Here is a 22,080-nt window from a genome sequence, read left to right as displayed (position 1 = left end):
CCGGGGCCGGTCGGTTCCCATTGTCCTCCGCGCCGCTTGCGATGTCATCGATGATTCGCTTGGGGAAATACCCCCCGACTACGCGTCGGACGCGCCGCCGAGTTCGACGTGTTCGAGCCAGATTCTCCGTTCGATGCCACCGCGGGTGGCGCGTTTGCGGTCGGCCGCTTGTTTCACTTCGGCCTCGGTGATCCCCAGCGCCGCTATCAGGGCGGTGGTGACTTCGAGAAGGTCGGCGAGTTCGTCGACCCGCTCGTCCGGCGATGCGTCCTGAAGTTCTTTCGCCTCCTCCACGACCTTGGTGTGGAGGGCCGCCAGGTATTCCGGCGCACGCGGGCCGGCCCCTCGCCGCGGAAGCCGCCCCATTGCAATCCGCTGCAACCTTTAGTGCGCACGTCATATCTCCCTACATTCATGACCCGGGTTACACGAGGCACGAACCGTTCCGGCGCCGCATCGCGATCGGAGGTCGGCCCCGACGTAGCCGGCGACAACGGAGAAACCAAGGGAGTGCAATGGCGCTGAACAAGAATTCGTTACTGAGCGCGTATCGGAAGATGTCCGAGATCCGAGCGTTCGAAGACCGCCTTCACGAGGAGAACGCCACCGGCGACATTCCCGGCTTCATCCACCTGTACTCCGGTCAGGAAGCCATTGCCGTCGGCGTGTGCGAGAACCTGCAGGACAGCGATTACATCGGGTCCACCCACCGCGGTCACGGGCACTGCATCGCCAAGGGGTGCGACCTCCACGGGATGATGGCGGAGATCTTCGGGAAGGACGACGGCCTCTGCCACGGCAAGGGCGGTTCGATGCACATCGCCGACCTGTCGGTGGGCATGCTCGGCGCGAACGCCATCGTCGGCGGGGCACCCTCCCTCGCCATCGGTGCGGCGCTCAGCGCGAAGACACTGCGCAACGGCGGCGTCGCCGCCTCGTTCACCGGCGACGGCGGCTCCAACCAGGGAACGGTCTTCGAAGCCATGAACATGGCCGTCGTGCTCGACCTTCCCATCGTCTTCGTCACCGAGAACAACGGTTTCGGCGAGGCCACCGGCCGGGACTACGCCGTCGGCGCACCCAGTATCGCTTCCCGTGCGGCTTCGTTCGGCATGCCTGCCGTGACCGTCGACGGAACCGACTTCTTCGCCGTGTACGAGGCGACCCGTGACGCCGTCGAACGTGCGCGCATGGGAGGCGGGCCGACGTCGATCGAGGCGATCGCGTACCGCTGGCACGGACACTTCGAAGGTGACGCGCAGCTGTACCGCACCGCGGATCAGGTCGCGGAACTGCGCAAGACGAAAGACCCGCTGCTGAACTTCCGCAACCACCCGGACAGCAAGAAGGTGTCCGCGAAGGAACTCGACGCGGTCGACGCCGACGCGCGGGCCCGGGTCGACGACGCCGTGGCGAAGGCCCGGCAGGCCGAGTATCCGCCGTTGGCAAACCTTCTGACCGACGTCTACGTGTCGTACTGAGAGTGAGAACAGAAATGACAACGTCGAAGACGACGTACCGCGAAGCGATCAAGGCCGCGCTCGCCCAGGAGATGGAACGCGACGCGACGGTTGTGCAGATCGGTGAAGACCTACGTGGCGGTCAGGCGGGTACCAATCCGGACCTCGAGTCCGGAAAACTCGAGGCGTTCGGTGGGGTGCTGGGTGTGACGAAGGGCCTGTGGACCGAATTCGGTTCCGACCGGGTCATCGACACCCCGATCACCGAGTCCGCGATCATCGGCATGGCAGCCGGCGCCGCATTGACCGGGCTGCGTCCGGTCGCCGAACTGATGTTCATGGACTTCTTCGGAGTCTGCTACGACGCCCTGTACAACCAGGCGGCGAAGTTTCGCTACATGTTCGGCGGCAAGGCCCGCACCCCGCTCGTGGTGCGCGGCATGATCGGTGCCGGATTCTCGGCGGCGGCGCAGCATTCGCAGTCCCCGTACAACGTGTTCGCCGCGGTCCCGGGCCTCAAGGTGGTGGCCCCGTCCAACGCGTATGACGCCAAAGGTCTTCTCATCCAGTCCATTCGCGATGACGACCCGGTGGTGTTCTGCGAGCACAAGACCCTGTACGACCTGAAGGGCGAGGTTCCCGACGAGCCGTACACGATCCCGTTCGGGGTCGCCAACTACACCCGGGAAGGTACGGACGTCACGATCATCGCGCTCTCGGCGATGGTGAACGCCGCCAACACGGCCGCCGACAAACTTGCCACCGAGGGCATCTCCGTCGAGGTGGTCGACCCGCGGACCGTCTCGCCCCTCGACGAGGAAGGCATCCTCGAATCCGTCGCGTCCACCGGACGGGTTGTGATCGTCGACGAGTCCGCGGCGCGTTGCGGATTCGGCCACGACGTCGCCGCACTGATCGCCACCAAGGCGTTCGGTTCGCTGAAGGCACCGATCGAACTGGTCACCCCACCGCACACCCCGGTGCCGTTCTCCCCCGTGCTCGAACAGGCATGGCTTCCCAACGCGGCGCGCATCGAGGCCGCGGTACGCAAGGTGGTGACTGCCTGACCATGAGCGACATCAAGCTGATCGAAGTTCCCAAATGGGGCCTGTCCATGGACGAGGGCACCGTCACCGCGTGGTTGATCGACGAAGGAACGCCCTTCGCAAAAGGCGATCTGATCTGCGAGATCGAGACCAGCAAGATCACCAATGAGTTGGAGGCGCCGTTCGACGGCGCACTGCGGCGCATCGTCGCCAAGCCGGGTGCCACGCTGCCGGTGGGTGCGGTCCTGGCGGTGTCGGCGGACGCGGCCGTCTCCGATGCCGATATCGAGGAGTTCCTGACCGGAATCGGAGCGGATCACGTCCCCGCGCCCGAGCCGGAGCGGGCACCGGGCGGGCAGCCCACGCCCGCAGAGCCGCGCGTGACTACTACCCCGACCGCTCCGGCGGCCCAGGAATCGGCGCGGCCATCCGGCACCACCGCCGTCCCGGATTCGCTACGGGGACAGACGAATGTCGACGTCTTCGCAACGCCGCACTCCCTGCGGTTGGCCGAGAAACTGTCGATCGACCTGGGCCGGGTGGCCGGGACCGGCCGCGACGGCCGGATCTCGGTCGCTGACGTCCACGACGCGATTCGCTCGGCAGGCGGAACCGTCGCAGAGGCACCGTCGCCGACTCGCTCAGGTGTGCCCGGACGCTCCGCCGAGGACGACGGCGCGGTCGATGCGACGCCGGTGGCACGTCGACTGGCGAAATCTCTGGGCATCAACCTGCACGACTGCCGGGCCACCGGTTCGCGGGGGCGCGTCTGCGAGGCGGACGTCCGGGAAGCCGAAAGGACGTTCCGACTGGTTCCCGAACCGACACCCACGCCCGCCGGCGGTGCGGCCACCCCGCACGCGATACCCGAGTTCGAGACGATCCCGTTCAACTCGATGCGCAAGGCGATCGGTCAGCGCCTGCAGGAATCGAAGCGCAACGCCCCACACTTCCGGCTCACCGCGGACCTCGAGATCGACAATCTCCTCGCACTCCGCACGGAGATCAACGCAACGGTGCCGGCAGTCAAGCTGTCGGTCAACGACTTCGTGGTCAAGGCCTGCGCTGCGGCGCTCCGCAAGGTCCCGGACGTCAACGTCCAGTTCGACGAAGCGGCGCAATCGGTGCTGAGATTCTCCGCCGCCGACATCTCGGTGGCCGTCGCCTTGCCGTCGGGCCTGATCACGCCCATCGTTCGCGGAGCGGAGAGCAAGAGCCTGGCCGAGATTTCCGGTGAGGTCCACACATTGGTGACCAGGGCCAAGACCGGCAAGTTGACGCCGGAGCAGTTCCAGGGCGGCACGTTCACCATCTCGAACCTCGGTATGTTCGGCGTGCGCGAATTCGACGCGATCATCAACCCACCGCAGGGCGCCATCCTCGCCGTCGGTGCGGGGCAGCAACGACCGATCGTCGTGGACGGTCGGATGGAGGTCCGTACGATGCTGACCGTCACGCTGTCGTGCGACCACCGCGTGATCGACGGCGCCCTCGGCGCGACGTTCCTGCAGGAACTGCGGCGCTTCGTCGAATCACCCGCGTTGATGCTGGTCTAGGGAGTGTTGATGACTGACAAATACGACGTTCTGGTGATCGGAAGCGGACCCGGCGGCTACGTCGCCGCCATCCGCGCCGCCCAACACGGACTCCGCACTGCGGTGATCGAACGGGACCGGCTCGGCGGAATCTGCCTGAACTGGGGTTGCATTCCCACCAAGGCCCTGCTCCACGGCGCCGACGTGGCGCACACGCTGGAGAATCTGCGCCCCCTCGGATTCTCCACCAGCGGTGTCGAATTCGACATGGCGCAACTGGTCGAGTTCAGCCGTGGGGTGTCGGGGCGGTTGTCCGACGGCATCGGGTACCTGATGAAGAAGAACGGCATCGACGTGATCAGCGGCACCGCGCGACTGGCCGGAAAGGGTGTGGTGGGTGTTCGGGAGGACGGTGACTCGGCGTCGCCGCTCACCGAGTACCGGGCCGACCACATCATCCTCGCCACGGGTGCGCGTCCCCGTTCGGTGCCCGGGGTGACACCGGACGGCGATCGGGTGTGGACCTACTTCGACGCGCTGGTACCCCGGGAACTTCCGAAGTCGCTGCTGGTCATCGGTTCCGGTGCCATCGGCGTCGAGTTCGCGAGCCTCTACCACGATTTGGGTAGTGCGGTCACCCTCGTCGAACTGGCACCGCAGATCATGCCCGTCGAGGATGCCTCGGTGGCCGGCCACGTGCGCCTGCAGTTCGAGAAGCGCGGGATCGAGATCCACACCGGCGCCTCGGTGTCCGAACTCACCGTCGGCGCGGGTTCCGTCGCCGTGACGGTGAAATGCGCGGACGGATCCCTCGAAGAACGGGTCGTGGAGCGGATTCTGGTCGCCGCCGGCGTCCAGGGCAACGTCGAGAATCTCGGGCTCGAGGACGTCGGCGTCGAGGTGGACCGCGGGTTCGTCACCACCGACGAGTGGTGCCGCACCACCGCATTCGGGATCTACGCCATCGGCGACGTCGCCGGCGCCCCGTGCCTCGCCCACAAAGCGAGTCACGAAGGCGTGCTGTGTGTCGACAAGCTGGCGGGAGCCCCACACGTGACACCGTTGGACAAGGACTATGTCCCCGGATGCACGTACTCGAGACCCCAGGTCGCCAGCCTCGGCCTCACCGAGGACCAGGCGCGGGCAACCGGACGTTCCCTGCAGATCGGACAGTTCGATCTGCAGGCGTCCGGCAAGGCACTCGCCATCGGTGAAGCCGAAGGCTTCGTCAAGACCATCTTCGACGCCGACAGCGGTGAACTGCTGGGCGCCCACATGGTCGGGCCCGAAGTCACCGAGCAGATCCAGGGATTCGGCATCGCACGATCCCTGGAGGCCACCGGTGACGATCTCGCGGACGTGGTCTTCGCGCACCCGACGCTGTCCGAGGCCATGCACGAATCGGTCCTGTCGGCGCTCGGCCGCCCGATCAACATGTAGCGCTCCCCGCCGAACCGTGGTTGCCCTCCGGCACCGCGGTTCGGTGGGAACCACCACCCAGGAATCGACACGTGACTGCCACACCACGAACACCGTCCCGGGCCGTGCAGGCCCCGCCCGGCCGCAAGCTGCTCCGCCTCGAGATCCGAAACGCGGAGACTCCGATCGAACGCAAACCCAACTGGATCAAGACGAGAGCGAAGATGGGCCCGGAATACTCCGAGCTCGAGGGCCTCGTCACACGCGAGGGTTTGCACACCGTCTGCGAAGAAGCCGGCTGCCCCAACATCTACGAATGCTGGGAAGACCGCGAGGCGACCTTCCTCATCGGCGGCCAGCAATGCACCCGCCGCTGCGACTTCTGCCAGATCGACACCGGCAAACCCACGGACCTCGACCGCGACGAACCCCGCCGCGTCGCCGAATCCGTCCAGGCGATGGGACTGCGGTACTCCACCATCACCGGTGTCGCCCGCGACGACCTCCCCGACGGCGGCGCCTGGCTCTACGCCGAAACGGTCCGCCAAATCCACGCCCTGAACCCCGGCACCGGCGTCGAGAACCTCATCCCCGACTTTGGCGGCAAGCCGGACCTGCTCGCCGAGGTCTTCGACTCCCGCCCCGAGGTCCTCGCCCACAACCTCGAGACCGTGCCCCGGATCTTCAAGCGGATCCGGCCCGCGTTCCGCTACGAACGCTCCCTCGGCGTGATCACCGCCGCCCGCGACTTCGGGCTGGTCACCAAGTCCAACCTCATCCTCGGCATGGGCGAGACCCCCGACGAGGTCCACCAGGCGATGGAACACCTGCACGCCGCGGGCTGCGACATCCTCACCATCACCCAGTACCTGCGCCCCTCCCCCCGGCACCACCCCGTCGAGCGGTGGGTCAAGCCCGAAGAGTTCGTCGAGCACTCCACGGTCGCCGAGGAGATCGGGTTCGCCGGCGTCATGGCCGGACCGCTCGTCCGCTCGTCGTACCGCGCCGGCCGCCTCTACGCGCAGGCGAAAGCGATTAGGGAGAAGCCTCTTTCGCCGACCGGAGAGGCCTCCTGACACTCAACCGACCACATGCACGTCGACACCGTCGGCGAAACGGTACGGATGGGTGGACAGAACGGGGCCGAGACTTTTTCGGAGACGGGAGATCTCGGCGCGCACGGCCACCACGTGGTCGCGGTCACCGAACAACGACACGCTCAGCGACGCAGCATCGATTCCAGCGGAACCACTTTCGGTCAGCACTCGCAATATCTGCGCATGGCGCGGTGAGAGCGCCCGGGTCCAACTCGTATCGCCCCGCACCGTTGCTCGCGGGGACTCACCGAGATCGAGTTCCACTCCGATGGTCGTCGGCCTGCCTTCGCGTCGCACCAGCCAGCCGTCACCGAGCGGTTCCGGCACACACAGCCCCAACCCGGGCACCAACAGCGGCGTGCCGGGGCACGGAGGTGACACCCGGTCGGGGGCGGCGAGCCCCCGGGCGTCGGCGACCCAGCCGTGCCGGTCCACCACGAGGGCCGGACCCGCGGTTGCCCCGAGCACCGGCGCCGCATGACCGCGAAGCTTCTCCAGGTTGATCGTGTGCTCCTGCCACAATGTGGCCTCGGCCAACCGCACCGCCGTCTGCACCAGCGCCACCGTCGTCGGATGAACCGACATCGCCGAGCCACTGATGTCGACGACGCCGAGCACTTCGCCACTCCGGGGATCGTGCACCGGAGAGCCTGTGCACGACCAGCCACGATGCGACCGTGCGTAATGCTCCGCCGAGAACAGTTGCACAGGAGCATCTTCCACCAACGCCGTCCCGATGGAGTTCGTACCCACCGAACTCTCGGACCATCGGGCCCCCTCCATGAATCCCAGGGCATCGGCGGCCTTCCGCAGGCCACGGGACCCTTCCCGCCACAGGACCACCCCGTCGGAGTCTGCGATCACCACGATGAAATTCGCGTCCTCCGCCACCTGAGTCAACGTGCTGCGAAGCTCCGGAAGAACCGCACGCAGGGCGGTACGCGTCCGCCGGGCTTCGACCTCGGCGCAGTCGGCCAGCACCACGTCCTCACAACTGTCGGGACTCACCCCGTCCGCTTGTAGCCGCGACCACGACCTGCCGACGATCTCGCGCGGCTGCGCCGGTGGTCGCCGACCCGACAGCACCGCGTCGTGAACTTGACTCAACAACCGTGCGTGCCGGGGAAGATCCACCCCCGAGCCGACAGCGGGAAGGCGGTGCCGAACCGAACCGGTAGTACTCACACCTCCGAGCCTACCGGGAATGTGAGCGCCGAACCATGGCCGGGCTCGGCACATTTTCATTGGGAGAGAACGCAATCGGTTCAAAACTCGTCACAATGCAATCGGCTGCAACCCTTGAACAGTCACGGCAGACGATGCTTGGCTCCCCTGTGAGGACGATCACATCGGAGAGGAGCTAGGAATGAGCATCGAGGGCAAAGTCGCGTTGATCACCGGCGCGGGCCAGGGCATCGGACGCGCGATCGCGTTGCGGCTGGCGTCGGACGGCGCCGACCTCTCGCTCGTCGACGTCAACGCCGACCGGATCAACGCGGTGGCCGACGAGGTCCGGGCGGCGGGTTCGAAGGCCATCTCGTTGGTCGCCGACGTGACGGACCGCGATCAGGTCCGGTCCGCCGTCGACCGAACCGAGCGTGAACTGGGCGGCTTCGACATCATCGTGAACAACGCGGGCATCGCCCAGGTCGACCCGATCGCCGACGCGACACCGGAGGACGTGTCGCGGATCCTGGCCGTCAACGTCGAAGGTGTGCTGTGGGGCATCCAGGCCGGGGCGGCCAAGTTCCGGGCGCGGGGGCACGGCGGCAAGATCATCAACGCGTCGTCGATCGCCGGCCACGAGGGATTCGCGATGCTCGGCGTGTACTCGGCGACGAAGTTCGCGGTCCGCGCACTCACCCAGGCCGCGGCGAAGGAGTACGCATCCGACGGCATTACCGTCAACGCCTACTGCCCCGGTGTCGTCGGCACCGACATGTGGATCACCATCGACGAGCGCTTCTCGGCCCTCACCGGCGCGCCGAAGGGTGCGACGTTCGAGAAGTTCGTCGGCGGCATCGCCCTCGGCCGTGCACAGACACCCGAGGACGTCGCGGCGTACGTGTCGTATCTGGCCGGACCGGACTCCGACTACATGACCGGGCAGGCCGGACTGATCGACGGCGGCCTCGTGTACCGGTAGGCAGGGCGTTCCAGGCCAAGGCTGGGCGGTGGTGGTTTCGCGGGGGCAGTCGCGGGTAGACGAGGTGGTGACGCGTCAGTGAGTTCGGGATGAAAGGGGGCAGCGATGAACGTCGGCGACCTCGTCGAACGCACCGCCCGGTTACGAGCCGATCTACAAACCCTCGAACACCGGATCAAGGAGTTGACCGACGAGTTCGACCTTCTCCACAGCACAGCCGACGGCGCTTCGCGTGAAGGCGTGATCGACAGCCTCAGCGACGCCCGGCTGGACCTGAGCACCGCGGACAGGCACCTCGAGACCGCGGTGCGAAACGCCGAGAAGCTGTCGATGGCCTGAACCCCGGCACCCCGCGAGCATCTGCTCGCGGGGTGCCGGGTCAGGTGACGGTTGGCCGGCCCGAAGCCGACCAACCACCGTGATCAGTCGAGGTCGAACCGGTCGAGGTTCATCACCTTGTCCCACGCGGAAACGAAGTCCTGCACGAACTTCTGCTGCGCGTCGTCGGTCGCGTAGACCTCGGCGAGGGAACGCAGTTGCGAGTTCGAACCGAACACGAGATCGACGGCTGTGGCTGTCCACCTGGCGTCGCCCGTGACGCGGTCGCTGCCCTCGTAGACGTTCTCGGCGGAGGCTGCTCCCTTCCACACCGTCCCCATGTCGAGGAGGTTGACGAAGAAGTCGTTCGTCAGCACCTCGGGCCGGTCGGTGAAGACGCCGTGCGCCGTCTGCCCGAAGTTGGCGTTCAGCGCACGGAGGCCGCCGATCAGGACCGTCAACTCCGGGGCGGTCAGGTTCAGCATGTAGGCCCGCTCGACCAGAAGTGCCTCGGCAGGCAACTTCTCTCCCGGCCGGAGGTAGTTGCGGAACCCGTCGGCCCTCGGTTCGAGCACCGCGAACGACTCGACGTCGGTCTGCTCCTGCGACGCGTCGGTGCGCCCCGGCGTGAACGGAACCGTAATGTCCTGGCCGGCGTCCTTCGCCGCCTTCTCGACCGCCGCGGCACCGGCCAGAACGATCAGATCCGCGAGCGAGACCTTCACACCTCCGGACTGCGACGAGTTGAAGTCCTGCTGGATCTGTTCGAGCGTCTGCAGAACCTTGGACAGCTCGGCCGGGCTGTTGATCTCCCAATCCTTCTGCGGCGCAAGGCGGATCCGCGCCCCGTTGGCGCCGCCCCGCATGTCGGTGCCACGGAACGTGGCTGCCGACGCCCAGGCGGTGGACACCAGCTGGGAGATGGACAGCCCCGAGTCGAGGATCTTGCCCTTCAGGGCGGCGATCTCGCTGTCCCCGATCAACTGGTGATCGACGGCGGGGACCGGGTCCTGCCACAGCTGCGCCTCCGGGACCCACGGGCCGAGGTAGCGCGTGACCGGTCCCATGTCGCGGTGCAGCAGCTTGTACCACGCCTTGGCGAACGCGTCGGCGAACTCCTCCGGGTGGTCGAGCCAGCGCCGGGTGATCTTCTCGTAGGCCGGGTCGATGCGCAGCGAGAGGTCCGTGGTCAGCATCGTGGGGGCGCGGCCGGCCGACGAATCGAAGGGGTCGGGAATCGTGCCCGCGCCCGCGCCGTCCTTCGCGGTCCACTGCCAGGCACCGGCGGGGCTCTTGGTCAGCTCCCACTCGTAGCCGTACAGGACCTCGAGGAAGCTGTTGTCCCACTTCGTCGGTGTAGGAGTCCACACGACCTCGAGACCGCTGGTGATCGCGTCCTTGCCGACGCCGGTGCCGTAGGCACTCTTCCAGCCCAGGCCCTGCTGCTCGATCGGGGCGGCTTCCGGCTCCGGACCGACCAGGTCGGCGTCGCCTGCACCGTGGGTCTTGCCGAACGTGTGGCCGCCGGCGATCAGCGCGGCGGTCTCCTCGTCGTTCATCGCCATGCGGGCGAACGTCTCCCGGATGTCGCGGGCGGCGGCGAGGGGATCGGGCTGGCCGTTGGGCCCCTCCGGGTTCACGTAGATGAGACCCATCTGCACGGCCCCGAGCGGACCCGAGAGGTCACGATCACCGCTGTAGCGTTCGTCGCCCAGCCAGGTGTCCTCGGGACCCCAGTAGATCTCCTCGGGCTCCCAGATGTCGTCGCGTCCGAATCCGAACCCGAAGGTCTTGAATCCCATCGACTCCAGGGCGCAGTTGCCGGCGAAGACGAGGAGGTCGGACCACGAGATCTGCTTGCCGTACTTCTGTTTCACGGGCCAGAGCAACCGGCGGGCCTTGTCGAGGCTCGCGTTGTCGGGCCAGCTGTTGAGGGGCGCGAAACGCTGGGCGCCCTGACCGCCGCCGCCGCGGCCGTCGGCGATGCGGTACGTGCCTGCGGCGTGCCAGCTCATCCGGATGAAGAGGCCGCCGTAGTGGCCGAAGTCGGCAGGCCACCAGTCCTGCGAATCCGTCATCAGATCGATGACGTCGCGCTTGAGTGCTTCGACGTCGAGCTTCGCAAACTCCGCTGCGTAGTCGAAGTTCTCACCCATCGGGTTGGACTTGGACGAATGGGCGTGCAGGACCGACAACTCCGGCTGGTTCGGCCACCAGTCGCGGTTCGTCCTCGGGCGGTGCGCCGTCGGAGTGGGGGACGGGATTGCGGGGTTTTCACTTTCACTGGTGCTCTGAGTGTTTCCCTCGTGAGCGACCGGGCAGCTATCGGACACAACATTCCTTCCGGGAGAGACCAATTTGGGCTGTTGGTCAGGGTTTCGATCGAGAAGTCTGTGTTGTCGAGCAGTCGGGGCACAGACCCCAGTAGATGACCTCGGCCTCCTCGACGAGGAAACCGTTGTCGTCGGACGCGGTCAGGCAGGGCGCCTCGCCGACGGCGCAGTCGACGTCCGCAATGGCCCCACACGACCGGCAGATCACGTGGTGGTGATTGTCTCCGACCCGCGACTCGTAACGAGCCACGGAGCCGGCCGGCTGTATCCGGCGCACCAATCCCACCGCGGTCACTGCGTGCAGCACGTCGTACACGGCCTGCCGGGACACCCCGTCCAGAACCGTCCGCACCGCTCCGAAAATCGTCTCCGTATCGGCGTGCGGACGTGCGTGCACCGCCTCCAACACCGCGACCCGCGGGCGGGTCACGCGAAGCTCAGCCCCGCGCAGTAACGCTGCGTAATCCGGCATCGACGGCACCCACTCACTATGGACTACTTTTCTGGACTCAGTAAAGAGTTTGCGGAAACAATTTGCCGTGACTTCCATTTACATACAAAAGATCGTCGGTGGCCGGAGAGTGCACCGACAGCCCGTCGAGGAAGCTCGAAGGCGATCACTCCCGTGCATCGACTGTGCCTGCGCGCGACTGTCCACTCGCGACGCTTCGATGCGGAACGGCCACAACGTGACTGGCGGGGTCGACCCCTCAGTACCAGTACTTACGTCCGCCCACCTTGCGGCCCAGCAACCCGAGGAGCAGGAGGAGAAGGCCGACGGCGCCGACTATGAGGCCCGCGATCCACAAGGACGAGATCTTGACGACCAAGCCGACGACGATGAGCACCACACCGATTGCGATCATGGCCAATTCCTCTGTGAGAGTGGCTCGGGCTTTTATGCGCATCCTAGGCGCAGGAATCCGTCGGCGTCAGGGAACCGCAGCGGCTGATCACCCCGCCGGCCCTCGGTCCGGACCGGTGTCGCCCGGCGAGACGATGCCGTGATCGAACGCGTACACGATGGCGGCCGCGCGATCGCGGAGATCGAGTTTGAGGAAGATGTGCCCGACGTGACTCTTCACGGTCACACCCGAGATGCCCAGCTCACGACCGATCTCGCCGTTGCTGTGGCCGCGCCCGATCAGCGCGAGCACGTCGAGTTCCCGCGCGGTCAACTCGGTGAGGCGGTTGCCGTCCCCGTCGGACGACGGCGCGACGGTGCGGTACGTGGCGAGAACCCGTCCGGTCACGGCCGGGTCGAGGCAGGCGCCGCCCTCGGCGACGGTGCGCACGGCGCGAATCAGATCCTCGGCCGGCGAATCCTTCAGGATGAACCCCGCCGCACCCGCGCGGAGCGATCCGGACAGCAGATCGTCGTCGTCGAACGTGGTGAGCACCAGCACCGGCGGCGGCTGCGCGGCCGACCGGAGGTCGCGGGTGGCCCGGATGCCGTCGACCTTCTTCATCCGCAGGTCCATGAGCACGACGTCCGGGGTGTGCTCCGCGACCGCGTCCGGCACCTCCGAGCCGTCGGCGCATTCGCCGACGATCACGAAGCCGTCCTTGCGCCGAAGGATCCGGCGCAGCCCCGACCGCACCAGTTCCTGGTCGTCGACCAGCAGCACCCTGATCTCCGGGCCCGTCACGACAGTCCCGGAATGTGACGGAGGATCGCCGGCCGGCACGAGTCGCGGGGCAGCGGGACCGCGGCGCGCACCGACCACCGCCTGCCGTCCGGGCCGGCGCGGAGCGTGCCACCGAGCAACGCGGCGCGCTCGCGCATACCCCGCAGCCCGGAACCGCGCGAGCTGTCCGGTGCCGACACCCGGCCCCGGATCGGGTTGCGAATCTCCAGGGACACACGTTCCGGCTCGATCGTGAGCCGCACGTCGGCGCCGACGCCGGGCGCATGTTTGGCGACGTTCGCCAGTGACTCCTGCGTGATGCGGTACAGGCCGAGACCGACTGTCCCGGTCACCGCGGAGAGGTCTCCGTGCAGGTCGAAGTCCACCGGGAGGCCCGCGCGGCGGAAGTCGTCGATCAGATCGGGAAGATCCGCGACCCCGGGTTCCGGGCGGGTACCCGCCGGGCCCGCGTCGAGCAACCCGACGGTGCGGCGGATGTCGGCCATCGCCTGCCGCCCGAGCCGCTCGGCGTCGGAGAGCGCATCCACGGCGTCGTCGATGTCGCGGTCCAGCTCGAGCGCGCGGCGGGCCGCGGTCAGATGCAGCAGCGTGATGCTCAGCGAGTGGGCGATGACATCGTGCACCTCGCGGGCGATCCGCTGGCGCTCTCGGGTGGCGGCCTGCTCCGACTGGATCGCCTTCGACGCGCGCTCCTGATGCAGGAGACGCAACTGGGTGAGCATCAGATACCCGAACGCCCACCCCAGCACGACGCCGGCGAGGGCGTAGGGCGCGCCGTCGAGTCGCCCCGCCACGGCGAACACCGACAGGACCGCCATCGAGCTGAACAGGGTGGCGAGACCGACCCCCAGCGACGCCGTTGCCGCGACCTCGCCGGTCAGGATCACCAGGATGAGCGGCGAGAAGTCGAACGCGGTGTCGGGTTGCTGCAGGAGCAACAGAGTGGCCGCCGCGATGACGACGACGGCCAGGTACGGCCGGGGAAGCACCCACCCCGGCGGCACGAAGCCGTCGCGTTGCGCGACAGCGGCACCGGCGATGGCGGCGATGTGCGCGAACACCGGCACGGCGAAACCGCCTCCGCGGATCCGTAGCGTTGCGGGCTTGACGTCCTCTCGGCCGTGAACGACCGAGATTCCCCCCGGGACTCGCGCCCCGAGGTTCCTGTTTCACCGACAGTCGCCACCCCGCACGTTATGTGCGAGGTGGTCTCACACCATCTCCGCAGGCTGTCACCGTCAGTCCGACGGCCAAAATATTCTTCGCCGCATTCACATCCCGGTCGTGGACGGCGCCACATGGGCATGTCCACTCCCGTACGTCCAGCGGCATCGTCGAGGCGACCGCCCCGCACACCGAGCAGGTCTTCGACGACGGACAGAACCGGTCGACCGCCACCAGCCGGCGCCCGTACCAGTCGGCCTTGTACTCGAGCATCGACCGGAACTCGGACCACCCCGCATCCGAGATCGCCCGAGACAACGACCGATTCTTGACCATATTCCGCACACTCAGATCCTCGACGGCGACCACTTGGTTTTCGCGCACCAGCCGAGTGGAGAGTGTGTGCAGATAATCGCGCCGCCGATCGGCGATCCGGCCATGAATCTTCGCGACCTTCAATCGGGCCTTGGCCCGGTTCCGGGACCCCTTCTCCTTCCTGGCCAGCACATGCCTTCGCCAACCGCGCACGATCCCTGCGCTCATGGCGCGGGTTGGTGATCTTCTCCCCCGTCGACAGCGTGTACAGGCTGGTGATCCCGGCGTCGAGCCCGACCACCCGATCGACCGGCTCGAGCTCGGAAATCGTGTCCTCGACGAGGATCGAAATATTGTACTGCCCGCGAGCATTACGCGACACCGTCACCTGCGACGGTGTCACCCCCTCCGGTAGCGGCCTCGACCACCGAATATCCAGCGGTTCGGACTGCTTGGCCAACCGGATCTGCCCACCCCGGTAGGTGAAGCAGTTCGAGAAGTAGGTCGCCGACTCCTTCGACCGCCCCTTCCTCTTGAATTGCGGGTAGCCGGCCTGCTTGCGCCAGAACCTCTCGAACGCGCCCTGCAACTGCCGCAGCGACTCCTGCAACGGCCCCTTCGACGGCTCCGCCAACCACTCCGTCTCAGCATCCCGCTTCCACCCGGTGAGCATCGTCGAGGTGTCGCTATAGGTGACCCGCCGCTGCTCCTGCGACCACGCCCGCGACCGCTCGGCCAACGCCCGGTTGTAGACATACCGGGTACACCCGAACATTCGAGCAAGCTGTTCCGCCTGCACCGCAGTCGGATAGAAACGAAACTTGAACGCCCGCCTCACCACCCTCCCCACCATGACCCAGACACTAGCCACACAGTCCGACACAAACAGATCGGCTCACCCGGACCTGAAGGACCGGGTATATGCCGAAAGACTCACGGATCAACGGAACCACGGAGGTGGCCGAGATGTCGTGGAACGATTTCCGTGCACGCCGGGCGGTACTGGAAGAGGTCCTGGCGCGGGCGCACGTCGACCCCGCAGTGGCGCTGCGGTTCGACGAAGTGCCCGGCGCGATCCAGCTTTTCGGCTCGGCGGACAACATCCTGCTCGCCCTGCAGCACCGGTGGAGCAACCATCTCGCCGCCCGCCTCGACCAGGCCGTCGAGGACGGCACACCCGTGAACGCGGCGTGGCGTGCACTGGCGAGTGAGCAGCCGGCATTGCGCGCGCTGCTCGACGCCGCGGCCGCCTCGTCCGTGCCGTTGCGCGGCTCCCAACGCGACGAGCAACGGATGATCGAGGCCCACACCACGGGACGTGTGTCCGGCCACCGGAGCGACCGGCGGACAACCGTGCTGAGCGGCGGGTCGTCACGGTGACGAGGTGGGCTGCTCCGACTCGGAGGGCGAAGATGAGGGCAACGCGGGGTCGTCGAGGTCCGGAGCCGGTTCGCTCGGCGCGTCCGTGAGGGGCGGCTCGACAGGCGACGTCGTCGGGTCGGGTCCGACGGTGGGCGCCGGCGTGGACTCGGTGGGCGCCGGAGTGGACTCGGTGGGATCCGGCGGAGTCGAGGTCGCCACCGGAGCGCTCGTGGGCGCGAACACCACCGGTGTCACCGCGGAGATTCGTGGCGCAGATGTGGATGCCGTTGGGAGAGGCTCGGCTTCGACGGTGAATTCGACGCTCGGTTCGATCAGCGGAGGATGCGCGTGAATCGATACCAGCCGGGGAACCCACGATCTCGACCCGGCTGGGGTAACTGCCACAGCCGGCGCGGCCTGGGGAACCGCCACCGCGGACACGGCCGGGCTCGAGGCTGTGGTTCTCGCGGCCGGGATTCGCGGCGGCCCTGGTTGTTCGATCAACTCGAACGCGTGTGCGGTGACGGACGAACCCGCCCCCGGCTCCCGTATCGAGGTCATGTCGCGGGCAAGCCACGGGACGGCGATCATCGCCGCGGCGGCGGTCGCGGCTGCGGTAACGCGCAGGGCCCGTCGTCCAACCGACGCCGGATGCGCGGATGCTGTTGCTGCAGTACCGGACCTGGTTGCCGCCGCGAGAACGGCTGCCCCACAGGCCGATGCGTGGCCGGGCGCCGGCTCGCACACCACCGGCGCGCCCAGCGCCCCGGACAGCACTTCCTCGACGACGGGATCGGTCGCCGCGGCACCGGTCACGATGACTACGTCGAGATCGGTGACGTTCACGCGAGCGACACGAAGACAGTCCGCGACGAGTTCGAGACTCCCCGAGACCGTGTCGTCGATCGAGTCCTCCCCCACCCCGGCGAGGTGACGCCCGCGGAACTCCGTCGAACGGAGTGGCCGCCCCACTATCGGATCGGAACCGCTCGCGGCACCGAACGCCACGACAGTGAGGTCGAGATTGTCGGCGCCGAACTCGCAGACGAGCGCGAGTCCCTCGCCGAGCGGACCGTGTTCGGACTCGAGCCAGGCGACGGCGGCGACGGGCGAGGCGACCAGACCCACCCTGCCGAGACCCGCACGATCGAGCGCTTCCCGTTGTGCGTTCACGACCCGGGGCAGGTGAACGGCCGGGTGGGCGAGCACGATCGGCGGGTCGTCCGGCTGGTCGGCTTCCACGATCAGGCAGTGCGCGGCGGCGGCGACCAGATCCTGTCCGGAGTAGCGGAGACCGTCGCCCGTGACGACGGCCTCTCCGATCCGATCCGCGAAGCCCGCCACCACACCCGTGTCGCCCGGTTGGTCGCCCAACCGCACGGTCGACGACGGGCCGAACGTCAGCGTGGAACGGCGGGTCAGCACGTCGTCGACGCCGACCGCACCGGCAACCGCTGCGACGGCGCACGCCGTTCCGACGCTCAGCCCGAGTCCGTGGGTATTGGTGTCGTCCATGTCAGTTGGCCGCGCGCAGGCGGCCGAAGACGCCATCCGTCTCGTCCGCGGGACCGGCCGTGAAGTAGAGCGAACTGCTGTCGCCGAGGCTCTCCCCATTGCCGAACAACAGTCCCCACAGGCCCTCCACGGCGAGGACGGCACCGGACTCGTCACGTACGTAGTCGATGAAGGCGCCGGTCTCGTCGTCGAATGCGGCGATCCGGCCCGCACCCCCGAAATTGCCGACGAGGATCGCGCCGGCGAGCGCACCGAAATCGGCGGGTGCGACAGCGATACCCCACGGGGCGTTGAGGCGGCCCTGGTCGTCGAGGACACGGACCAGATTGCCCGCGGCGTCGAACTCGGCGACCTTGCCGCGGTCGGGGCGGTCGCCGCTCGCGGTCTCCTGTTCGGCGTCGAGTGAGTCCTCCTCGCCCGCGTCGAATCCCGTGCCGTTCTCGGCAGCCTTGGTCGTCGCATACGTGACGAAGACCCGGTCACCGGCCGTGACGATGTTGAACGGGGCCGGATCGCCGGGGCGGGTGTGCTTGCCACCGTTCGGGTCGGCGGGGTCGAGCGGGTCTCCGGTCGCGAACGGATTGGCGAAACCGTGCGTGGCGACGGGCTGCCAGGTCTTGTCGAACTGCCGGATCTGCGGCTCCGCACCGAAATCGGCGGCCCACAAAGTGTCGTCTCGGCCGGGTGCGAGTGCCAGCCCGAAGAAGCTCATCCCCGCGGACTCACCGTTGAACATCTCCTTCGCGGGGCCGTCGTGCCGGACGATACGTCCGTCGGCCCCCTGCTCGGTCCAACCGGAGATGCGGCCGGAATCGGTGGCGAAGAGGAATCGGGACGACCCACCGAGCATCTCCTGTCGCCCGTCCACCATCACGGGTTGCCCGGCGACGGCGAAGCTGTCGGAGGTCAGGGGTGCGGGGTTGAACACGACACCGGTGGTCTTTCCGAGGCCGGCCTCGGAGGTGTCCGCATCCGCGCCGGGCACACTGACCTCGTGCAGCGCGTCCTGGTGCAGTGTGCGCAGTGCGGGGTCGGGCGACGCCGTCACGTCGCCGACGAACTCGAAGGAGTTTCCGCCCGCTCCGACCCAGAAGTGGCCGCCTTCGCCCTGCGGGCGGATGGCCACGCCCCATGCGTTCACCATTGCGGGAACGGTGGTCGCGGCGGCGGCGTCGGCACTGCTCGCGACGAGAGCGGTTCGAGCGTAACGGTTGCCGGGAAGATCCTGGAGTGCGTGCGATGACGCGGCCGGTGCACATCCGGTCGCCGACGCCGCCGCCGTGACGAGCAGCGCGGCCCACGACAGCGTCGTGCGGGTGTTCTTCATCGATCTATGCCTCTCTCAGGGGTACGGGAAGATCAGTGCTCGGCGTTCCAGAAGCCGATCCACACGGCACCCCACCAGCACAGCTGGGAGATGAGTGCGGTCGCCGCGCCCCACAGCGTCAGCCGGGTCGGAAGATGCGTCGCATCGCTGTGCGCGATCCGCCTGCCCAGTATCAGCGCCTGAAGTCCGTTGACGGTCAGGAGTAACACGAGGACCAGCTTGGTCCGGGTGAGCGTGGAGGCCAGATTGGGTTCGAGGAGTGCGCCGCTGGCCACGAGGCCGGCGAGGCCGGCCCAGATGGGCAGGTGTAGGCGTTCCGCGCCGCGGATGGCCTCGGCGAGGGTCGACCGGCCGGAGATCCACAGCAGCACCAGGTAGTCCGCGATGAGGACACCCCCGAAGCCGAGCACCAGCGACGCGAGGTGCACGAAGAGGGCCGCGGTGTGCAGCACGGGATCCACCCGGACGTGCACGGAGATCCACAGGACCCCGGCGAGCGCCAGTGCGGCCAGGAGCGCGGCGGCGAGCACGATGAACCAAGAATCATGAAGTGCAAGTGGGCGTTCCGGCTCTCCCGGCGGAACGGGCAGCACACGCTTCCGGCCGTTGCGTGGCGGCCTGCCTGCGTGGACCGGACCCCACGACACGGCGTCGGCACGAACCTGTCGTGGCGCGAGGGGCGTGACGGGGGAGATCAGAGTAGGTGGCCCGACCTCGGGTTCGGGGCGCGTCACGGGACGCTCCGGACGACGACGGGCGCGTGCTCGGGCGTACGGGTACAGCAGGGATGCATGGGCGAACCGGTCCTGAGTGAGAAGTGCGCGAACGGAGTCCACACAAGTCGACGGGTGCGTGTCGGCGCGCGCTGTCCCGGACGCCAGTCTGCGGAGCCTGTCAGCTCCTGAAGCCGGTGCCGTTCGAGAGGAGGCGGCATGCTTGCGTGGTCACGAACGGTCCCCTCTCGAATCTGCTCACAGCTTACTCACAGGATATAGCTAAGCCTGCCCTTTGTTTGCGGGCTGCTCAAGTAAAAATGTTTGGCGCCCCTAAGTCAATCTATGTGTCGGCAATCACACACCGGCGGAATCCTCACAATCGGCGTGATCCGAGTGTGCGCAGGGAGTTGCCGCCGTCGGCTGGGGATCGAGAGCCCGCTCCAGGCCGGCGCAGCCTTCGCCTTCTCCGGAATGGTTGCCCGACTATTTGTTTCACATGCGCATTATCGGCGAGATGACCGGACCCGATCTCGGCGAAGTGGCGGTCCTGTTGGTCGAATGCGGTGAGGGTGCCGGATTCGGCCGCGACATAGAGACGGTGGGCGCCCTGGTCGTAGGCGAGCACGTCGGGGCCAGCGCCGACGGATTCGTTGTGGTCCACACCGCACCGCGTGTCGGGTCGTATGCGATCCCGTCCGGATCGCGACCGGTCGGGCCGCGGGCGAGGTCGGTGCCGGTGTCCGTCGAACCGGGACCCGTTGCCGGGCAGAGCGATTTACCCTACCGGGTGCAGCGGCAACGGCCCGGTGTCAGCGGAGTGTCCAGACGCTAGCCGTGCGCGAAGGCCGCCTCGAACGCGTCGAGCGCGTCGTCCGGATCGTTCTTCGCCCAGCCTTCGAGTCCGACGACGCCGGTATAGCCGATGTCTCGAAGGGCGGCGGCGATCGCCGGGTAGTGGATTTCGCCGGTTCCGGGTTCACAGCGTCCGGGGACGTCGGCGACCTGGATCTCACCGATGTAGGGCAGCGCTTTCCGGACGAGTTCGATGAGGTTTCCCTCGCCGATCTGGGCGTGATACAGATCGAGATTCATCCGCAGATGAGGGCTGTCGACCGCCCGGACGAGAGCGAGGGTGTCGGCTGCGGTCGCGAACGGGGTGCCGGGATGGTCGACGGCGAGGTTGAGGTTCTCGAGGGTGAACACGCGCCCCGCCTGTTCACCGAGTTCGGCGACCTTCCGCAGGGTGTCGGCGGCAGTGAGCCACATTGCGGGCGTGACCGTTTCGACGGGACGAACGGGCAGACCCCGGTTGTCGAGTCCGGTTCCGTGCAGGTTCAACCTCGGGCAGTCGAGCCGTTTCGCGACGTCGAGGGATTGGCGTGCGGTGGTGAGCAGCGCCTCGATGCTGTCGGGCTCGGTGAGGTTACCCTCCAGATAGCCCGTCATCGAGGAGAATTCGGCGCCGCTCGCGACGAGCGCGTCGACGTTCTTGGTGGACCAGTCCCAGATCTCCACCTGGAGTCCGCGTTCGGCGATGCGCTGGACACGGTCCGCGAACGGCAGGTCGAGGTAGAGCATTTCGGCGCTGGCGGCGAGCGTGTACGTCATCGGGGTCACCGGTCCAGATCGACGGCGGCGCCGGTCTCGACGCTGCGGATCGCGGCGAGTGCGATCGACAGCGCGGTGCGGGCATCCTCGCCCGTGACCACGGCCGGTGTGTGGGCGCGGATCGCGCCGACGAAGGCGGTCAGTTCGCCCACGTAGGCGGTGTGGAGCAGGTCGGTGTCGCGGCGCGCGGTGTCGGTGTGTTGCCCGTCGGGGCCGTAGTAGGTCATGTCGGTGCTGAGCCCGCTGCCCGCGGTGACCATGCCGCCGGAGCCGAACACCTCGGCGCGCACGTCGTATCCGTACAACGCGCTGAAACTCGCCTCCGCCGTCGCGATGGCGCCGTTGTCGAATTGCACGGTGACGACCGCGGTGTCGAGGTGGCCCGTGCTCTTGGCGTCCGGTCGCACCAGGGCGTCGGCGATCGCGTGCACCCGCACCGGTCGCGCACCCGGGTTGAGGAAGCACAGGGTGTCGAAGTCGTGAATGAGCGTTTCGAGGAAGATGGTCCACTGCGGGATGCGCGCCGGATCGGCGGTGAACGGGCCGGGGTCGCGGGTCAGCGAACGCAGCAGATGCGGAGTGCCGACCTTCTGCGCGTCGATCGCCGCGCGGGCGGCGGCGAACCCGGGAGCGAACCGGCGATTGAACCCGACCTGCAGGACGATGCCTGCGTCCGTGGCCGCCGCGATGGCGCGGTCGGCGTCCTCGAGGGTGACCGCCATCGGCTTCTCGACGAACACATGTTTGCCGGCCGCCGCGGCCGCGACCACCAGGTCCGTGTGACTCCGCGCGGGGGCGGTGATCAGCACCGCATCGACCTCGTCGCTGGTGAGGACGTCGTCCACGGACGTGGTGGCGAACGGTGCGCCCAGCGCCGCGGCGAGACGTTGCGCGGACTCGCCGACCGGGTCGCTGACCGCGACGAGCGAAGCCCCGGGGACCAGGCGGGCCACGATCTCCGCGTGATTCGAGCCGATGCGTCCGGCGCCGATCGTCGCGATGCGGACCGGATGGGAAGCGGCCGTCGTCGAGCGGACGGGTGCGGCTTCGGTGAGTGACATGAATGCGCT

The 22,080-nt window shown here is 67.7% G+C and carries 21 protein-coding genes and 1 pseudogene; 9 read left to right on the top strand and 13 right to left on the bottom strand.

The window, feature by feature from the left end:
• Nucleotides 1–78: 78 nt before the first annotated feature.
• Nucleotides 79–366: a nucleoside triphosphate pyrophosphohydrolase gene (locus tag JWS14_RS28935; RefSeq protein WP_095863523.1), complete on the bottom strand. Its 288-nt coding sequence runs from the start codon at nucleotides 364–366 to the stop codon at nucleotides 79–81.
• A gap of 149 nt (nucleotides 367–515) precedes the next feature.
• Between JWS14_RS28935 and JWS14_RS28930 the strand changes: the two genes are divergently transcribed.
• The 5 genes from JWS14_RS28930 to lipA all read left to right on the top strand — a co-directional run bounded on the left by JWS14_RS28930 (nucleotide 516) and on the right by lipA (nucleotide 6,536).
• Nucleotides 516–1,481 carry a thiamine pyrophosphate-dependent dehydrogenase E1 component subunit alpha gene (locus JWS14_RS28930; protein ID WP_206014956.1) on the top strand — a complete coding sequence of 322 codons (966 nt, stop codon included), beginning with the start codon at nucleotides 516–518 and terminating at the stop codon, nucleotides 1,479–1,481.
• 14 nt (nucleotides 1,482–1,495) lie between these two features.
• Nucleotides 1,496–2,527, top strand: coding sequence for an alpha-ketoacid dehydrogenase subunit beta (locus tag JWS14_RS28925; protein WP_072946842.1), 1,032 nt, complete (start codon nucleotides 1,496–1,498; stop codon nucleotides 2,525–2,527).
• A 2-nt stretch (nucleotides 2,528–2,529) separates the two neighbouring features.
• A complete protein-coding gene (locus JWS14_RS28920) occupies nucleotides 2,530–4,062 on the top strand; it encodes a 2-oxo acid dehydrogenase subunit E2 (protein ID WP_206014955.1) in 1,533 nt (510 codons plus the stop codon).
• Nucleotides 4,063–4,071: 9 nt separating this feature from the next.
• The gene (gene lpdA, locus JWS14_RS28915) at nucleotides 4,072–5,481 is read left to right on the top strand and encodes a dihydrolipoyl dehydrogenase (RefSeq protein WP_206014954.1); all 1,410 of its coding nucleotides are present in this window, start codon (nucleotides 4,072–4,074) and stop codon (nucleotides 5,479–5,481) included.
• 71 nt (nucleotides 5,482–5,552) lie between these two features.
• Nucleotides 5,553–6,536 (top strand): lipoyl synthase, encoded by a 984-nt coding sequence (gene lipA, locus JWS14_RS28910; protein WP_206014953.1) that lies wholly within the window; start codon nucleotides 5,553–5,555, stop codon nucleotides 6,534–6,536.
• Nucleotides 6,537–6,539: 3 nt separating this feature from the next.
• On the opposite strand, the gene JWS14_RS28905 is transcribed toward lipA, so the two are convergent.
• The gene (locus JWS14_RS28905; RefSeq protein WP_387492050.1) at nucleotides 6,540–7,796 is read right to left on the bottom strand and encodes a GAF domain-containing protein; all 1,257 of its coding nucleotides are present in this window, start codon (nucleotides 7,794–7,796) and stop codon (nucleotides 6,540–6,542) included.
• A 127-nt stretch (nucleotides 7,797–7,923) separates the two neighbouring features.
• Between JWS14_RS28905 and JWS14_RS28900 the strand changes: the two genes are divergently transcribed.
• Complete coding sequence (locus JWS14_RS28900) at nucleotides 7,924–8,703, top strand: acetoin reductase (RefSeq protein WP_206014952.1); 780 nt, start codon at nucleotides 7,924–7,926, stop codon at nucleotides 8,701–8,703.
• 105 nt (nucleotides 8,704–8,808) lie between these two features.
• Nucleotides 8,809–9,042 carry a hypothetical protein gene (locus tag JWS14_RS28895; protein ID WP_072946847.1) on the top strand — a complete coding sequence of 78 codons (234 nt, stop codon included), beginning with the start codon at nucleotides 8,809–8,811 and terminating at the stop codon, nucleotides 9,040–9,042.
• An 83-nt stretch (nucleotides 9,043–9,125) separates the two neighbouring features.
• Here JWS14_RS28895 and katG read toward each other — a convergent pair whose 3' ends face one another.
• The 6 genes and pseudogenes from katG to JWS14_RS51490 all read right to left on the bottom strand — a co-directional run bounded on the left by katG (nucleotide 9,126) and on the right by JWS14_RS51490 (nucleotide 15,335).
• On the bottom strand, nucleotides 9,126–11,285 hold the full coding sequence (gene katG / locus JWS14_RS28890) for a catalase/peroxidase HPI (RefSeq protein ID WP_420855145.1): 2,160 nt from the start codon (nucleotides 11,283–11,285) through the stop codon (nucleotides 9,126–9,128).
• Nucleotides 11,286–11,391: 106 nt separating this feature from the next.
• A complete protein-coding gene (locus tag JWS14_RS28885; RefSeq protein WP_087555081.1) occupies nucleotides 11,392–11,835 on the bottom strand; it encodes a Fur family transcriptional regulator in 444 nt (147 codons plus the stop codon).
• Nucleotides 11,836–12,064: 229 nt separating this feature from the next.
• Nucleotides 12,065–12,220 (bottom strand): hypothetical protein, encoded by a 156-nt coding sequence (locus JWS14_RS28880; RefSeq protein WP_167372170.1) that lies wholly within the window; start codon nucleotides 12,218–12,220, stop codon nucleotides 12,065–12,067.
• Between the two features lie 87 nt (nucleotides 12,221–12,307).
• Nucleotides 12,308–12,982: a response regulator gene (locus tag JWS14_RS28875; RefSeq protein ID WP_072946925.1), complete on the bottom strand. Its 675-nt coding sequence runs from the start codon at nucleotides 12,980–12,982 to the stop codon at nucleotides 12,308–12,310.
• 17 nt (nucleotides 12,983–12,999) lie between these two features.
• Entirely contained in the window at nucleotides 13,000–14,091 is a 1,092-nt protein-coding gene (locus JWS14_RS28870) for a sensor histidine kinase (protein WP_206016215.1), read from the bottom strand.
• Between the two features lie 106 nt (nucleotides 14,092–14,197).
• A pseudogene (locus JWS14_RS51490) lies at nucleotides 14,198–15,335 on the bottom strand (RNA-guided endonuclease TnpB family protein).
• Between the two features lie 104 nt (nucleotides 15,336–15,439).
• Here JWS14_RS51490 and JWS14_RS28860 point away from each other — a divergent pair.
• Nucleotides 15,440–15,862: a hypothetical protein gene (locus tag JWS14_RS28860; RefSeq protein WP_206016213.1), complete on the top strand. Its 423-nt coding sequence runs from the start codon at nucleotides 15,440–15,442 to the stop codon at nucleotides 15,860–15,862.
• On the opposite strand, the gene JWS14_RS28855 is transcribed toward JWS14_RS28860, so the two are convergent.
• Genes JWS14_RS28855 through JWS14_RS28845 form a run of 3 tightly spaced genes read right to left on the bottom strand, consistent with a single transcriptional unit; the run spans nucleotide 15,854 to nucleotide 19,420 of the window.
• Nucleotides 15,854–17,359, bottom strand: coding sequence for an Hsp70 family protein (locus JWS14_RS28855; RefSeq protein WP_206014950.1), 1,506 nt, complete (start codon nucleotides 17,357–17,359; stop codon nucleotides 15,854–15,856). The two genes, JWS14_RS28860 and JWS14_RS28855, sit on opposite strands and share 9 nt — an antisense overlap.
• Before the next feature lies 1 nt (nucleotide 17,360).
• A complete protein-coding gene (locus JWS14_RS28850; RefSeq protein WP_206014949.1) occupies nucleotides 17,361–18,686 on the bottom strand; it encodes a TIGR03118 family protein in 1,326 nt (441 codons plus the stop codon).
• A 32-nt stretch (nucleotides 18,687–18,718) separates the two neighbouring features.
• Nucleotides 18,719–19,420: a hypothetical protein gene (locus tag JWS14_RS28845; RefSeq protein ID WP_072946932.1), complete on the bottom strand. Its 702-nt coding sequence runs from the start codon at nucleotides 19,418–19,420 to the stop codon at nucleotides 18,719–18,721.
• A 496-nt stretch (nucleotides 19,421–19,916) separates the two neighbouring features.
• Between JWS14_RS28845 and JWS14_RS52240 the strand changes: the two genes are divergently transcribed.
• Nucleotides 19,917–20,234 (top strand): hypothetical protein, encoded by a 318-nt coding sequence (locus JWS14_RS52240; protein WP_167372171.1) that lies wholly within the window; start codon nucleotides 19,917–19,919, stop codon nucleotides 20,232–20,234.
• Here the strand turns inward: JWS14_RS52240 and JWS14_RS28835 are convergent.
• Both JWS14_RS28835 and JWS14_RS28830 read right to left on the bottom strand, forming a co-directional pair.
• Nucleotides 20,231–21,010: a TIM barrel protein gene (locus JWS14_RS28835; protein ID WP_206014948.1), complete on the bottom strand. Its 780-nt coding sequence runs from the start codon at nucleotides 21,008–21,010 to the stop codon at nucleotides 20,231–20,233. The two genes, JWS14_RS52240 and JWS14_RS28835, sit on opposite strands and share 4 nt — an antisense overlap.
• A gap of 5 nt (nucleotides 21,011–21,015) precedes the next feature.
• Nucleotides 21,016–22,071, bottom strand: a complete 1,056-nt coding sequence (locus JWS14_RS28830; protein WP_206014947.1) for a Gfo/Idh/MocA family oxidoreductase — start codon at nucleotides 22,069–22,071, stop codon at nucleotides 21,016–21,018.
• Nucleotides 22,072–22,080 lie beyond the last annotated feature (9 nt).

Origin of the sequence: Rhodococcus koreensis (assembly GCF_017068375.1) — a bacterium.
GTDB lineage: Bacteria > Actinomycetota > Actinomycetes > Mycobacteriales > Mycobacteriaceae > Rhodococcus_F > Rhodococcus_F koreensis.
The sequence above is the reverse complement of the archived record's forward strand: the minus strand, read 5'-3'. Positions and strand labels throughout refer to the sequence as shown.

Bases quoted from the DNA above. Each gene is read 5' to 3' on its own strand.
- JWS14_RS28920 (WP_206014955.1), top strand. From the start codon at position 2,530: ATGAGCGACATCAAGCTGATCGAAGTTCCCAAATGGGGCCTGTCCATG.
- JWS14_RS28835 (WP_206014948.1), bottom strand. From the start codon at position 21,010: ATGACGTACACGCTCGCCGCCAGCGCCGAAATGCTCTACCTCGACCTG.
- JWS14_RS28925 (WP_072946842.1), top strand. From the start codon at position 1,496: ATGACAACGTCGAAGACGACGTACCGCGAAGCGATCAAGGCCGCGCTC.
- lpdA (WP_206014954.1), top strand. From the start codon at position 4,072: ATGACTGACAAATACGACGTTCTGGTGATCGGAAGCGGACCCGGCGGC.
- JWS14_RS28880 (WP_167372170.1), bottom strand. From the start codon at position 12,220: ATGATCGCAATCGGTGTGGTGCTCATCGTCGTCGGCTTGGTCGTCAAG.
- JWS14_RS28855 (WP_206014950.1), bottom strand. From the start codon at position 17,359: ATGGACGACACCAATACCCACGGACTCGGGCTGAGCGTCGGAACGGCG.
- JWS14_RS28935 (WP_095863523.1), bottom strand. From the start codon at position 366: ATGGGGCGGCTTCCGCGGCGAGGGGCCGGCCCGCGTGCGCCGGAATAC.
- JWS14_RS28895 (WP_072946847.1), top strand. From the start codon at position 8,809: ATGAACGTCGGCGACCTCGTCGAACGCACCGCCCGGTTACGAGCCGAT.
- JWS14_RS28905 (WP_387492050.1), bottom strand. From the start codon at position 7,796: ATGTGCCGAGCCCGGCCATGGTTCGGCGCTCACATTCCCGGTAGGCTC.
- JWS14_RS52240 (WP_167372171.1), top strand. From the start codon at position 19,917: ATGACCGGACCCGATCTCGGCGAAGTGGCGGTCCTGTTGGTCGAATGC.
- JWS14_RS28930 (WP_206014956.1), top strand. From the start codon at position 516: ATGGCGCTGAACAAGAATTCGTTACTGAGCGCGTATCGGAAGATGTCC.
- JWS14_RS28850 (WP_206014949.1), bottom strand. From the start codon at position 18,686: ATGAAGAACACCCGCACGACGCTGTCGTGGGCCGCGCTGCTCGTCACG.
- JWS14_RS28830 (WP_206014947.1), bottom strand. From the start codon at position 22,071: ATGTCACTCACCGAAGCCGCACCCGTCCGCTCGACGACGGCCGCTTCC.
- JWS14_RS28900 (WP_206014952.1), top strand. From the start codon at position 7,924: ATGAGCATCGAGGGCAAAGTCGCGTTGATCACCGGCGCGGGCCAGGGC.